The organism is Pseudoalteromonas sp. NGC95, assembly GCF_015864705.1.
GTDB classification, from domain to species: domain Bacteria; phylum Pseudomonadota; class Gammaproteobacteria; order Enterobacterales; family Alteromonadaceae; genus Pseudoalteromonas; species Pseudoalteromonas arctica.
Genome location: NZ_JADYWR010000004.1, coordinates 137,734 through 151,089, shown reverse-complemented (window position 1 = coordinate 151,089; position 13,356 = coordinate 137,734). Strand labels below are relative to the sequence as shown.

11 protein-coding genes are annotated in these 13,356 nt (G+C 39.3%); 7 read left to right on the top strand and 4 right to left on the bottom strand.

Annotation, left to right across the window (positions count from 1 at the left end):
- The 3 genes from I6E70_RS05515 to I6E70_RS05505 all read left to right on the top strand — a co-directional run bounded on the left by I6E70_RS05515 (position 1) and on the right by I6E70_RS05505 (position 1,921).
- A complete protein-coding gene (locus tag I6E70_RS05515) occupies positions 1-564 on the top strand; it encodes a DUF6942 family protein (RefSeq protein WP_007583599.1) in 564 nt (187 codons plus the stop codon).
- A 29-nt stretch (positions 565-593) separates the two neighbouring features.
- Positions 594-986: an ACT domain-containing protein gene (locus I6E70_RS05510; RefSeq protein ID WP_024607053.1), complete on the top strand. Its 393-nt coding sequence runs from the start codon at positions 594-596 to the stop codon at positions 984-986.
- Between the two features lie 122 nt (positions 987-1,108).
- Positions 1,109-1,921 (top strand): TIR domain-containing protein, encoded by an 813-nt coding sequence (locus tag I6E70_RS05505; RefSeq protein WP_024607052.1) that lies wholly within the window; start codon positions 1,109-1,111, stop codon positions 1,919-1,921.
- A gap of 176 nt (positions 1,922-2,097) precedes the next feature.
- On the opposite strand, the gene I6E70_RS05500 is transcribed toward I6E70_RS05505, so the two are convergent.
- The 4 genes from I6E70_RS05500 to I6E70_RS05485 form a co-directional block, all read right to left on the bottom strand.
- Positions 2,098-2,754 carry a class I SAM-dependent methyltransferase gene (locus tag I6E70_RS05500; RefSeq protein WP_010552879.1) on the bottom strand — a complete coding sequence of 219 codons (657 nt, stop codon included), beginning with the start codon at positions 2,752-2,754 and terminating at the stop codon, positions 2,098-2,100.
- Between the two features lie 28 nt (positions 2,755-2,782).
- Positions 2,783-6,433, bottom strand: coding sequence for an AAA family ATPase (locus I6E70_RS05495; RefSeq protein WP_197188238.1), 3,651 nt, complete (start codon positions 6,431-6,433; stop codon positions 2,783-2,785).
- A complete protein-coding gene (locus tag I6E70_RS05490; protein ID WP_197188237.1) occupies positions 6,430-7,677 on the bottom strand; it encodes an exonuclease SbcCD subunit D C-terminal domain-containing protein in 1,248 nt (415 codons plus the stop codon). The genes I6E70_RS05495 and I6E70_RS05490 overlap by 4 nt, the downstream gene beginning before the upstream one ends.
- Before the next feature lie 78 nt (positions 7,678-7,755).
- Positions 7,756-7,992, bottom strand: a complete 237-nt coding sequence (locus tag I6E70_RS05485; protein WP_002959190.1) for a hypothetical protein — start codon at positions 7,990-7,992, stop codon at positions 7,756-7,758.
- 579 nt (positions 7,993-8,571) lie between these two features.
- On the opposite strand from I6E70_RS05485, the gene I6E70_RS05480 reads away from it, so the two are divergent.
- From I6E70_RS05480 to I6E70_RS05465, 4 genes are all read left to right on the top strand, one after another.
- Positions 8,572-11,019 carry a M1 family metallopeptidase gene (locus I6E70_RS05480; RefSeq protein ID WP_024592705.1) on the top strand — a complete coding sequence of 816 codons (2,448 nt, stop codon included), beginning with the start codon at positions 8,572-8,574 and terminating at the stop codon, positions 11,017-11,019.
- Complete coding sequence (locus tag I6E70_RS05475; protein WP_007583614.1) at positions 11,019-11,513, top strand: DUF6702 family protein; 495 nt, start codon at positions 11,019-11,021, stop codon at positions 11,511-11,513. The genes I6E70_RS05480 and I6E70_RS05475 overlap by 1 nt, the downstream gene beginning before the upstream one ends.
- Before the next feature lie 319 nt (positions 11,514-11,832).
- Positions 11,833-12,450, top strand: a complete 618-nt coding sequence (locus I6E70_RS05470) for an HAD family hydrolase (protein ID WP_007583617.1) — start codon at positions 11,833-11,835, stop codon at positions 12,448-12,450.
- Positions 12,451-12,583: 133 nt separating this feature from the next.
- Positions 12,584-13,309, top strand: a complete 726-nt coding sequence (locus tag I6E70_RS05465; protein ID WP_024591562.1) for a YebC/PmpR family DNA-binding transcriptional regulator — start codon at positions 12,584-12,586, stop codon at positions 13,307-13,309.
- Positions 13,310-13,356: the final 47 nt, after the last annotated feature.

The window sequence follows — 13,356 nt, the reverse complement described above, 5'->3', positions numbered from 1 at the left end:
TTGAATACCCAATTAGTTGGCTTAGGTGATACGCAATTTAGCGTGGCGGTATACGTAGCAAAAGCGCCGCCAATGCCGTTTTTTGAAACACTCGAATGCCTTGAGCCAGTTATAAATGAGCAAATAAATACCATAAACCAGCACTGTGGTAATGGTTGGCGCAAAGTGTTTAACGTGTACGCAAAAGTGCTATTTGCCCTGCCAAGTGAGCATTATTCATTTGCTAAACAAGCCCCTACTTGGCAACAATATCGCGATGAGTATTTACTGCAAAACAATAGTAAAACCGCCCTGCTATTTAGCGCGCCTGACATTACTAGTACTTGCCCAGATAAAGCTACTAGCAATAAAAACCAGCTACATATAATTGCTGGGCGTACGCACGCTAAAAACTTATTACAACAAGGTAAGTTACATGCACAATTTGATTGGCTCGACGACGAGTTTGCAATAGACACCAGTAACAACATTATTGTGTGCCCATATTTTGATTATAGACAGTTAAGTAATATAAAAATTGCGAGATTAAGCGAACTAGTCGCGCAACTAAAAGTCACTAAATAACACTAAATAACACATTGTAGGGAACGACCATGGCCGGAATTTTAGAGTTAAACGAATTATTAAAATCAATGCAGCCAGCGCTTAAGCAAGGCGAGTATATTTTTTGTTGCTTAGCAGGAAAATTGGCTGATTATGTTCATTTAGAGCCACTTGCCACTTATATTGAAGAGGAAGGGCTAACCCTTATTTTAAAAGCTGAAACCGCCGATAAAGCAGGTATTACTTACGAGGGTAAATATAATTTAATTACCCTTAACGTACATTCAAGCTTAGAGGCCGTTGGGCTAACTGCTGCGATATCTGCAAAGCTGACTGAGCATGGCATTAGCGCTAATGTGGTAGCTGCGTTTTATCACGACCATATTTTTGTACAAACAGACAAAGCACAAGCCGCGATGAAAGCACTTGGAGAGATTGGTTAGGATTTTTGCTAGTATGGTAGCAAGCTAAACATTTTAGTATTAATGTAATAAGCAGATACTAAAAACATATAACTTTATTCTTATTGCTAAAAGAAAACTCAATTAAGTAAGGAGACAATAAGTTGAGAAAACCAAGACTATTTATAGCTTCTTCAGTTGAAAGCTTACCCGTAGCTGAAGCTGTAAATGTTAATTTAGACCATGAATTTGAAGTAACGCTATGGAAAAATGGTACTTTTAAACTCTCATCAACAGTGATCGATGATCTTGTTGAAAAGTCGTCATTTGTAGATTTTGCACTATTTATATTTGCTCCAGAAGATATCGCTACGATCCGAAATAGACAAGAACATGTCGTAAGAGATAATGTAATTTTTGAAATGGGATTATTCGTTGGAGCTATAGGTAAATCTAGATCATTTATCCTGAAGCCTCGCGATATTGAAATGCATCTACCAACCGATTTATTAGGAGTAACTCCTGCTGATTATGATTCTGGACGTTCTGATTATGATTTGGTTTCAGCGACTAACCGTGCTTGTACATTAATTAAAGCTGAAGCAGAAAGGCTAGGAGTGATCAATAATCAAAATAGCTCTGGGATAAAAAGAAATATTGCGAATCCATCAGTTTATAACCTTAAGGCACAAGATTATAAATTTTTAGCAGCTTGTCTACAAAGTTATACGTCTGACCCTGATGGTCTCCCATTTTATAGAATTTCTAATAACTTTAGTTCTACAGATGACTCTATTTTGCAAATATCGTTGATCAAGTTAGAAAGAATGGGATATTTAAGTAAAGCTATTGAAACAGATCAACAAAGTGAATGCGATTTTTATACTTATTCTATAACCGAGATGGGGATTGATATATTGCTGCAGAATGAAGACTTACTCCAACCTCAAGGCTATAAACCTGATATACAATTTTAAGTTTACATTACACTATGTGAGCTACCATTTAACTTCCCCGTCGGGTGGCGCTTCGCTTAACCGAGCTACGCTTAGAGAAACTTCGGAGTTTAGAGAGGTTATATTAAAACACCGAACTTGTTAGTTCGGTGTTTTTATTGGTGCTGAATCGCGGGTGCTTGTTCAGCTTGTAAAACTTAAACTACATACCCACTAAAACCTAGCGCTTTAAAATAAAGTTTAGGAATGCCAAATTTGCACTCATTTAGCAGTTCGCTAAAGCGCATTCTATCAAGCGGGTAAAACTCATTTTCTAAGTCGTGCCCTGTTTGTGTTTTACCTGTTTCGGTTAAACCCAATTGCGCGCACGTTGTAAGCTGGGCTTCGCGCTCAAATGAAGTTTCAGGGCGCATTAAATCTGCAATATAAAGGTTGGCGTCTTTTTTAAGGCTTCCTTTAATCGCTTTTAATAACTCTTTTTTATCGCCGTTATCTTGTACAAAATGCATTACCAATAAACATAAAACGGCATCGGCTTTAACCGATAATTTATTAACAGGTCCGTTATGAATATTAACGCGGCTTGCTATGCCTTGCTCATCAAATTGCTGCTTCGCGATAGCAAGCATATCGGCTGATGTATCTTGCGCGGTAAATTGCCATGTAGGGTTTAATGCAGCCAGTGCAAGTACTTCTTTGCCTGTGCCTGCCCCTACTACTAAAATATGCGCATTATCGCTTAGCGTTGCTTTTAGCTGTGCGTTAGTGAGCTGATGTAATAATTCATAACCAGGAACTAAACGGGTTATACGGCTATCGTATTGTGTTGCTTGCTCGCCTGTAAACGTTGGCATTGTATCTCCTTGTTTTCAGTAATGTTGCTTATAAAACTTCAACTGTGGAATATCCACCTGGCTTTTTGGCTACATGCACTTGAGTGGCTACACGCTCGCTCATTTGTGTTACGTGCGATATAACGCCTACTTTTCTGCCTTGTGCTTGCAAAGAATCCAAAGCGTCCATTGCAATGCTTAGGGTTTCGCTGTCTAACGTACCAAACCCTTCGTCAATAAACAAAGAATTGATTTGTACTTTGTTTGACGAAAGCGATGCTAAACCAAGTGCAAGTGCGAGCGATACTAAAAATGACTCCCCGCCTGAGAGTGTATTAACAGAGCGTTGCTCGTCGGCCATGTCGCGGTCAATAATTGCAATGTCGAGTGTTTGCGCTATGGCGGTTAATTCGTAGCGTTTGTTGAGTGTTTTTAAATGGCTGTTTGCATAGTGCAGTAATATTTTTAACGTTTGTGTTTGCGCTAAGTTACGCATGGTTTTACCCGTTGCATCACCCAATACTTTATTAAGCAAGTGCCATTGTTCAACCTGGGTTTTAAGCGTAGTTAACTCAGCTTGTTTGCCTTCAAGCGCTTTCGCATTTTGGTTATGTTGCTCAATAGCGGTATTAGTTGCTAGTAATGAATTTTGCAGCTGCGTTTGCTGCTCGTTTAAGCTGCTTAGTTGAGTATTTGAAGCCTCTGCACTTTGCGTAGGTTTATCGCTACTGTTGTGTTTTTCAAGCGTAAGTTGCTGCTGTTTTAATGCGGCGTTTGCATCTGTTAGCGCTTGAGTTAACTGCTCGTGCTGAGTTAAATGCGCTTTAATAGTCTCGCTACTAAGCGTTAGTAAAATTTTGACCTGTTCGTGCGTTGCATTGCTATATTGCACTTTAAAGTCAGTAAACCACTGGTTATAACGTGCCTCAAGCGTTGCTAGCTCTTGGCTGTTTTCAAGTAAGCGTTGCTCTACATTTTTAAGCGTTATGGCGTGCTCATCTCGTTGTTTTATCGCGTCGTCATAGGCTTTTTGACTCGCTTGAACCTGCGATTGCAGTTGCTCTTGCGCACTTGTGAGTTTTGCTTGGTAGTCGTCTGCGCTTATTTGCTCGTTATTAAATAAAGCTAAGCGCTCACTTTGTACAGTGCTTAGTAAATTTTTAGCTTTTACAAGCTCTTCATTAAGTGCTTTTAACGACTGCTCGTTGTTACTTATGAGCGGTGTGAGCTGCTTTATTTGTTCATTAGCTTTGTCTTGGCGCTTTTGGCTTTGCTCAAGTTGCGTTTGAGTTTGCTGATACTGCGTAACCTGCTCGTGCAGCTCGCTAAGTTCAAGCGTATTGGCTTGTAGTTGCTGCCAAAAATCACTGTTTTCAAATTGATTATTGAGCGTTGTACCAAGCTCGTTAATTTGCACACTAAGTTCGCTATGCTTACTCGTTAACTGGTTTTGCTGATGTGTAAACTCAAGGTGTTTATTACTAAGTTGCTGCTGTACTTGCTGCTCTGCTTTAAGTGCTGCTAGTAGCTCATTTACTTTAGTTTGCAGTGTACGCTGGCGTTTTTGCTGCTCAAAGTATTGCGCTTTTTGCTCCGTTAACTGCTTATAAGTTACTTCAAGCTGATCAGGCGTTAAGTCGTTAAGCTCTGTGCGTGCGCCTTGCATGGTATTTTTAATGTCGAGCTGTTTAGCTTTTGCCGTTTGTATTACTTGCTCAAGTTGCCCGTGTTCAGCAGTTAATACGGCATGTTGAGTTTGGTGCTTATGCAGCTCGCTTTGTGCATGGTCAAATTGCTTTTTAGCTATATTAAAATCATTTTCAAAATCAGTAATTAAGTTATTTAATTGCTGATTTTGATTTACCGCATACGGGTGCTCAGTTGCACCGCACACTAAACAAGGTTCATTAGGGCGAAGCTCAGTGCGTAAATGCTCTACGTTCTCGCTGGCTCTTAAGCGCGCTTGGTTAAGTGCGTACTCGTTGCCTTTAAGCGCTTGCTCGCTGGTTATTAAATGCTGATTAAGTAAAGCATGGGCTTGCTGGCTTTCATTTAACTGCTGATTAAGCACTTGTTGGCGTTGAGTACTTTGTTTTAGTTCTGCGTTAAATTGCCCGTAGCGCTCTCGCTGCTCTTTTAAGTAATCAATACTTTTTAACTGCGCGTCGCAGTGCTCTGCATTAAACTCATTAAGCTGAGTATTTAATGCCTGTAAAGTTGATTGCTCACCACTAAGTGCCACCTCGCACTGCTGCACTTTATTATTTTGTGTATTTAAACGCTCAGTCTGACTTGCAAGCTCCCTATTAAGAGTTTGGCTTTGTGCAAGGTTTGCGGTTAATTGCTGCTGTGCATTTAAGTAAGTATTAAAGCTTTGCTGATAGTAGCTCCAGTCTTTTGCTAAAACATGCAGCTGTGCATGCTCATTAAGCCATTGCTGGCTTTTAGCTGAGTCGGTATTAGCAAGTTCAAGCTCGCTATTGCTTTGTTTAAGCTGTTGTTTGAGCTCATCAAACTGAGATTGTTCTTTGGTTATTTGCGACTCAGTACCTTTTACAGCTTGAGTTTGCAACGCAATGCTGCTGTCGAGCTCTCTCGCTTTAGCTATAACGGGCGCTGCATTTTGTTTTTGCTCATTGGCGTTATTAAGCAGCTCGGTATGCTTAGCAAGCGCGGTATTACGCTCGTTAATTACCGCTAAATGATCAACACTTTTAAGCGATGTTATTTGCTGATCCAACGCCGTATTTTGATCGGTTAACAAATTAAAACGGCTGCGGTTATCTTTTATTTCAAGCGCTTGTTTAGCTTGTTTTGCCTGCTCGCTTTGCTCAACGATACTTTCAAGCGCTGAGCTTGCTTGTTGCTGGGTTTGCTGTGCTTGCAGTAAGTTTTGCTCAAGTACTGTAGCTTGCTGATACCAGTTAAGTGCTTTTTCGGTTTTGGATAGCTCTTTTTTAGTGTGTTCGGTTTGCGCTTTTAAATCGGTTAACTTGGTTTGTTGTAGCTCAAGTTCTTCTGGGGTTAACAAAGTATAGCTTTCAAGACCAGCTTTAAGCGCTTCAAGCTTTGCTACTTGCTCTTTATGGCGCTCAAAAATACGCACGCCAATACGGCTAAATTTATCGGTACCTGTTAAGCACTCTAAAAGTTGCGCTCGCTCATCGCCAGTGGCTTTTAAAAACGCAGCAAACTCATGTTGTGCTAAAAGTACGGCACGGGAGAACTGCTCAAAGTTAAGCCCTATTTTACTCTCGACTTCTTTTATTGTGTGGCTTTTGTCAGCTATAAGGGTTTCGTCTGGCAGGGTTACTAAAGTGTGCTCTGCTACTTTAAGTTTGCCTGTTACTTTTTTATGGGTTCGTGCAATTGTATAGCGCGCACGATAAAGCTGTTTATCTTGTCCTAAAAAGTCGACCTCGGCGTAGCCTTCCCATGTACCTCTGCGTAGCAAGTTTCGCGCATCATTAAGCTTAATGCTGTCGCCGTTAAACTCAATTAAGTTACCTTTATCACCGCGCAGCCTCGCTGTTTTTGTATAAAGGGCTAAACAAATGGCATCTAAAAAGGTACTTTTACCAGCGCCAGTATCGCCTGTGATGGCAAATAGACCTGCGTCTTTTAATGGGGCTTTAGTAAAATCTATTTCAGCGTCAACTATTGAGGCTAAATTATGAATACGAACTGCGGTTATTTTCATAGTTGTTCTTGCTCCGTAAGCTCGTTTATCACGTCACTTAAAAGTGCTTTTAGCTCATCGGGTACGCTTTGCCCTGCCATGTCTTTATCGTTTGCGAACGCTTGTTCTAATAGGTTTAGTGGATTGAGCATTTCAACTTCGCTTAAATCTTCAAATACGGTGTTGTCGTCATTTTGCGCTGATTGCTCACGTACACGTTCAATACCACAAAATTTAATATGCTTACCTTCAAGTGCTTGTTCTATTTGTTCTCTGAAGGTGGTGTCGGTATCGCTTGATTTAAGCTTTACACGTAAATAAGGCGCTATTGTATTTTGTGCAGTGTCGAGCGCTTTAATTTGCTCGCATAGTTCGCTTAATGGTACACACTCCCCTTTTGGTAAAATAATTACATCGGCAGAGCGCGGAATGTAAAGGGGGTTTACAGTTGTACTAATATGTTGTTTTTCATCAATAATAAACTCAACAACATTTACTTGGTGCGTGTAGTTACGTTCTGAAAACGACATAGGGATAGGTGTGCCGCTGTAGCGAATAACATCACTTTTAGCGACTTGTTGCGCTTTGTGTAAGTGCCCAAGGGCAACGTAGTTGGCTTGTTTACCAAATACATTGGCTGAAATAGACTCTTCACCACCTATTACTAAGTTACGCTCAGAATCACTTGAGATATCCCCGCCTTTTGCGTGTAAATGCCCCATAACTATTAATGGTGAGTTTTGCTCATTCTCATTAAGAGCTTGCTTTAGTGCAAGCTCGTAAGCTTTTGAAACGCCTTGAGCATAACTAGGGCCGCTTTCGGTTTGGCTAAGTAAACTTACATCACTTGCGCGTAAAAATGGCATAGCGACGATTACAGCGCGTTTACCATTGGTATTTATGGTAATAACAGTTTCATCGGGTGTTGCGACATCAAAGCGCCCTACTACGTGAGTATCAAACTGTGCAAGTAATGGCTGAGCTGCCAAAATACGATTTGCAGAGTCGTGGTTACCCGCAATAATCACTACGTGTAATAGTGGGCATGCTTTTTTGGCGTCTTTAATAAATTGATAAAGCTGATTTTCGGCGCTAGCACTTGGTGTTGCTGTATGATAAATATCGCCCGCAACTAAAAGTAAGTCTATTTGTTGTTCAACAAGAGTGGCTAATAACCATGTAAAAAAAGCTTGATGTTCAACACGGCGATCGTGTTCGTAAAATTGTTGGCCAAGGTGCCAATCTGAGGTGTGGAGGACTTTCATGTCGCGCTCTTAATAAAACCGTAAGAGCGCCAATATACCCAAGGCTGTTAAAGATGCAAGCCTAAGGCATGCATTACGTTAGGTTAAACTGTACCAAGCTGAAAAAACAACCGGTAATGCTAAAAGTGCCATTAATAATGGAATTTTTAACGTTTTAGTTTGTTTTGCGTGTAGCGCCTTTAGTGCATTAGTTTCGTTGCACGCTGCTACTTTATCGATATAAAAATAACCCGAATCGAGATACTGCTTACAGTTATTCTCACTTGCTGGAATCGCAATTAGTTCTTGTTGTTTTTTTAGGATGTAAAAATCCATAAGCCCACCGCATTTCTTGCTAGTAATCGATATTAATTTGAGGATAAATGTGACGAATTTATTTGCCTCAAATAAAAAGGTTGGCGATTTTAAATATAAACAGCACTAAAGATCAACCTAAAATTACACTATTTGTCATTTATCGTACAAATAGCGAATATTAATGAAGTTCGGCAATATTTGAGCCAATTATTTACTCGTTTCACTGTGTTTTTGTTCAGTAGAAAGGGCTTTTAGGCCATTTTACTTGTTGCGAATTAGTAATACTTATACGTAGGATTAATGGTCTACCTGGTAATGCCAAAGCAATACTTTTTTAGCAATATATATAAAATGAATGATATTTTTTTAAGTTCTGGGACTTAGTATTTAACCGATCAAAACCATTATTAAAACCCAATTTTGTAAACCCCCTTTACAGTTTTTATCTATTCGTATTTTGTTACAAAATAATTGTATTTTTCAATCTAAAAAACTAAGTGAACATCACCCTAAAAATACGGTACTTGGTCGCTAATTTATTGAAGCTAACTGGTATATTTGTCAAAGTACGCTCACAAAATTATATTAGGACTAACAATGAAAAAAATAGGTCTTACGCTAAGTGCTTTTGTATTGCCATTCGCAATATCGAGTGCAGCTATGGCGTCTTCGGTTGAGCAAACAAAAGGTTCTTTTGTTGATAAATTTCGTCAATTAGACGAAGCACTTCCTACACCCAATGTTTATCGTAGTGCCGCTGGCGAACCAGGTGAAAAATACTGGCAGCAACGTGTAAACTACGATATTGATGTGAAGCTAGATGAAAAAAAGCACCGCATCACTGGTAGTCAAAGCATTGAATATAAAAATAACTCACCACATACGCTTAAATATTTATGGTTACAGTTAGATCAAAATATTTTTAAGAGTGACTCTATTGCCGAAACAACAAAAACATTTAAAAGCACTTTAGAAAGCTTACCAGCTCAAAAGCCCGCTAAATTAAGTTTAGGTGAATTACGTCGTCAGCAATTTATGAGCGACAACGAACTGGGTTATACAATCAGTGGCGTAAAAGATGACGATGGTAAAGAGCTACGCGTAACTGTAGTTGATACCTTAATGCGCATCGATTTAAACGAGCCATTAAAACCAGGTAAAGAAGTCGAATTTAGCATGAACTTTGCCTTCAACATTGTTGAAGAAGATGCAGTGGGTGCACGTTCTGGTTACGAGCACTTTGAAGAAGACGGCAACGACATATTCTTAATTGCTCAGTGGTTTCCTCGTTTAGCCGCTTATACCGATTACGAAGCATGGACAAACAAGCCGTTTTTAGGCTCTGGTGAGTTTACGCTTGAGTTTGGTGATTACGATGTTGAGATTACTGTTCCGGCAGATCACATTGTATCGGCAACAGGTAAACTTGATAACGCGAGCAAAGTACTTACAAGTACTCAGCGCAAACGTTTAAAGCAAGCTGAAACATCTAAGCGTCCTGTGTTTATTGTTAACGCAGAAGAAGCGCTAGAAAACGAAAAAGAAGGCACTGACAAAACTAAAACGTGGCACTTTAAAGCGCAAAACGTACGTGACTTTGCTTGGGCGTCGTCTCGTAAGTTTATGTGGGATGCAAAGGGTTATCAACAAGGTGGTGACGTTCAGCCTTTAGTTATGGCAATGTCGTTCTTCCCTAAAGAAGGTGGTGACTTATGGGAGAAGTACTCAACTGAAGCTGTAGTACACACAATGGAAGTGTACTCTAAGTATTCTTTTGACTACCCATACCCAACTGCGCAATCGGTAAATGGCCCTGTTGGCGGCATGGAATACCCAATGATTACCTTTAACGGCCCGCGTACTAAGTTACAAGATGATGGTACACGTACTTATTCTCAAGCTGAAAAGCGCTTTTTACTTGGCGTAGTTATTCATGAAGTGGGTCATATTTACTTTCCAATGATTGTTAACTCAGATGAGCGCCAATGGACGTGGATGGATGAAGGCTTAAATAGCTTTTTAGATGGCGTTGCTGGTCGTGAATGGGATCCTACTATTCCTTGGGGTGTTGAGCCTCGCGATATAGTGAGCTACATGAAGTCTGAAAACCAAGTACCTGTTATGACTCAGTCAGACAGTGTATTACGCTTAGGTCCTAATGCTTATACTAAACCTGCAGCAGCCCTTAATATTTTACGTGAAGTAATTTTAGGCCGTGACTTATTCGACTTCGCATTTAAAGAGTATGCTCAGCGCTGGAAATATAAGCGCCCTACTCCAGCTGATTTTTTCCGTACAATGGAAGAAGCCTCTGGTGTTGATTTAGATTGGTTTTGGCGTGGCTGGTTTTACACCACAGACCATGTAGATATCTCTTTAGATAAAGTATATCAACTACGTTTAGACACTAAAAACCCTGATATTGATTACAGCCGTTTACGTGATATTGAAGCAGACAAACCTACTTCATTATTTGTTGAGCGTAACCGCGCACAAGGTAAAAAAACATGGGTTGAGAAAAACTCTGATGTTACCGATTTTTATGACGAAAACGACCGTTTTACTGTAACCAATAAAGAACGTAACTCGTACAATAAGTTTTTAAAAGGCTTAGAGCCGTGGGAGCGTAAAACGCTTGAGCGTGCTTTAGAAGAAGATAAAAACTATTACGTTATGGAATTTTCAAACCTTGGTGGTTTGGTAATGCCTATTTTATTAGAGCTAACATATGAAGATGGCACTAAAGAAGAGCGCTATATTCCTGCTGAAATTTGGCGTCGTAATTATAAAAACGTTCAGAAGCTGATTGTTACCGATAAAAACAAACCGCTTGTATCAGTTACTGTTGACCCAGGCTGGGAAACAGCTGACGTAGATGTTGAAAACAATAACTACCCTCGTCGTATTATTCCTTCACGTATTGAAGTGTTTAAAAAGGAAAAGAGTAAAGCTAAAGTAAGTCGCGATATCATGCAAGATATTAAAACTGAGCTTAAAACTGATGAGAAGAAAGACGAAAAGGATGACGGTGAGGAGCAGCAATAATGCGCTTTTTGCTTATTATTGTTTGCCTTTTAGTTGCTGCGCCAAGTATGGCGCATCAACTAAAGTCGTCAGTTACAACCGTGCTTTTTAATAAACGAACGCATAATGTTGAATTAATGCATCGCTTTTATTTACATGATACCGAACACGCCGTAGGAACATTGTTTAAAGGCAAAATTGATATTATTAGTAATAAAGCCGACCAACAACGTTTTGCTAAGTATGTTGAATCGCATGTTGCTCTACAAACGTTAAGTGGTGAACCTTTACCACTTAACTTTGTGGGAGCACAAGTTGATGGTAAGTTTTTTTGGGTTTACCAAGAAGCACCAATTCCTGAAAACATTGAAGGAATTAAAATGAGTAATGGCGCACTTCGTGATTTATGGCCATCTCAGGTAAATATGGTAAACGTTGAGGGCAAAGGTAAGATTAAAACTTTAAACTTTGCTCAAGATGATACTTGGCTCGAAGCCCGCTTTGAGCAAAATTAATATTTAAAACTTCCCCAACCGACGCGCACAGCAGTTTATGTGCGCGTTTTCTTCATACGTTTAAACTGCGTTCATGTTTGATCTGTTATTTGTAAATTTACGTAAAATTTGTGAGTTCAATTTGTATATTTACCTTTTTTTGCGCATGATATATCAAGCACTTAAATTACTTTGTTATCAATAGATTGATAATGGTGCGTATTAATATTTAAATATAGTTAGTTTCATTTATCCCTTTGTATTTACCGACCTAGGGCATAAGCAGTAGAGAATTTTATGTTTAAATTTCATTTAGTAATAACTAAATTCAGGGAATGATATGACTACTCAGGTTGAGGCTATTTTTGGAGTGATTTTTGATTTAGATGGAACATTGGTTTCATCAGAATTAGATTTTGCATTAATAAAGGCCCAAATAGGTTGCCCTTGCGAGCAAGATTTACTTGATTACATTGCTCAGTTGCCCTCACCGTATATGCGTGAAGAGGCAATGAATATAGTTCACCAACACGAATTAATAGATGCACAACATGCCAGTATATTACCTGGTGTGAGTGAAGCTATTCATGCTTTAAAGTCTAAAAATATTCCGATGGCGATTGTTACTCGCAATTTTGATAAAGCAGCGGCAATTAAATTACAAAATAATCCACTCCCTATCAGCACAGTTTTAACGCGAAGCGATGCCCCAGCAAAGCCAGATCCCAGCGCTTTAAATGCCATTGCTACACTTTGGAACATTAACGCCAGAAATTTACTTTATGTAGGCGATTACCTTTACGACATTCAAGCTGCGCACAATGCAAATATGCGCGCGTGTTTATACGCTCCAGAGTCAACGCCTGCTTATGCCGATCAGGCAGATTACGTTTTACATGACTTTGTTGAATTAGTGACATTAGTTGAGAGTTATTCTGAAAAAATAGAGTTATGTTAAATAGCGTACTATTAAATTTATTTAAGAATAAGTGCTACGTTATTTAAATTACAAAATAACGTTTGTTCCTAGCCCAATACGTTTTGAATTGGTAAAATACCGCAAAACGTAACGTATTCATTAGGGGCACAAAATGGGCAGAGCATTTGTAGTTCGTCAAAGTTCTATGATCAAAACAGCCAATGCAAAAACAAAAGTAAACTCAAAGTATGGTAAAGAGATTTACGTTGCAGCAAAAAGTGGCGATCCCGATCCCGAAGTAAATCAAACACTACGCCGTCTAATCGAAAAAGCTAAAAAAGACCAAGTACCCGCGCACGTTATCGATAAAGCAATTGAAAAAGCAGCCGGTGGCGCAGGGGAAGACTATTCTGTTGCCCGTTACGAAGGCTATGGCCCTGGTAATTGCATGGTTATAGTTGACTGTTTAACTGACAATCCGAACCGTACAATTAAAGATGTACGCTTACCGTTTACTAAAACAGACTCAAAAATTGGTACTCCTGGCTGCGTAGCACATATGTTTGATCATTATGCGGTACTTGGCTTTGCGGGTGATGACGACGAAATAGTATTAGAAGCATTAATGATGGCTGATGTTGATGTTAGCGATGTTGAAGCCGAGGACGGTAAAATATCGGTATTTGCACCACCAACAGAATACTTTAAAGCTAAAACTGCCCTTGAAGACGCATTTGAAGGCATTAACTTTGAAGTAGACGAAATTACGTTTATTCCTCAAGTTAATATTGAAATTGAAGACGAAGAAGTTATTGCTAACTTTGATAAGTTTATAAATATGCTTGAAGATTGTGACGATGTACAAAATATTTATCACAATGCCATTGTAAAAAATTAGATTTAATTAACTAAAGCTTTAAAAAGCGTGTTTTGTGTATGCAAAAC

Coding starts and splice junctions, on each gene's coding strand:
- I6E70_RS05495 (WP_197188238.1), bottom strand. CDS start 6,433: ATGAAAATAACCGCAGTTCGTATTCATAATTTAGCCTCAATAGTTGAC.
- I6E70_RS05490 (WP_197188237.1), bottom strand. CDS start 7,677: ATGAAAGTCCTCCACACCTCAGATTGGCACCTTGGCCAACAATTTTAC.
- I6E70_RS05480 (WP_024592705.1), top strand. CDS start 8,572: ATGAAAAAAATAGGTCTTACGCTAAGTGCTTTTGTATTGCCATTCGCA.
- I6E70_RS05485 (WP_002959190.1), bottom strand. CDS start 7,992: ATGGATTTTTACATCCTAAAAAAACAACAAGAACTAATTGCGATTCCA.
- I6E70_RS05500 (WP_010552879.1), bottom strand. CDS start 2,754: ATGCCAACGTTTACAGGCGAGCAAGCAACACAATACGATAGCCGTATA.
- I6E70_RS05470 (WP_007583617.1), top strand. CDS start 11,833: ATGACTACTCAGGTTGAGGCTATTTTTGGAGTGATTTTTGATTTAGAT.
- I6E70_RS05510 (WP_024607053.1), top strand. CDS start 594: ATGGCCGGAATTTTAGAGTTAAACGAATTATTAAAATCAATGCAGCCA.
- I6E70_RS05475 (WP_007583614.1), top strand. CDS start 11,019: ATGCGCTTTTTGCTTATTATTGTTTGCCTTTTAGTTGCTGCGCCAAGT.
- I6E70_RS05465 (WP_024591562.1), top strand. CDS start 12,584: ATGGGCAGAGCATTTGTAGTTCGTCAAAGTTCTATGATCAAAACAGCC.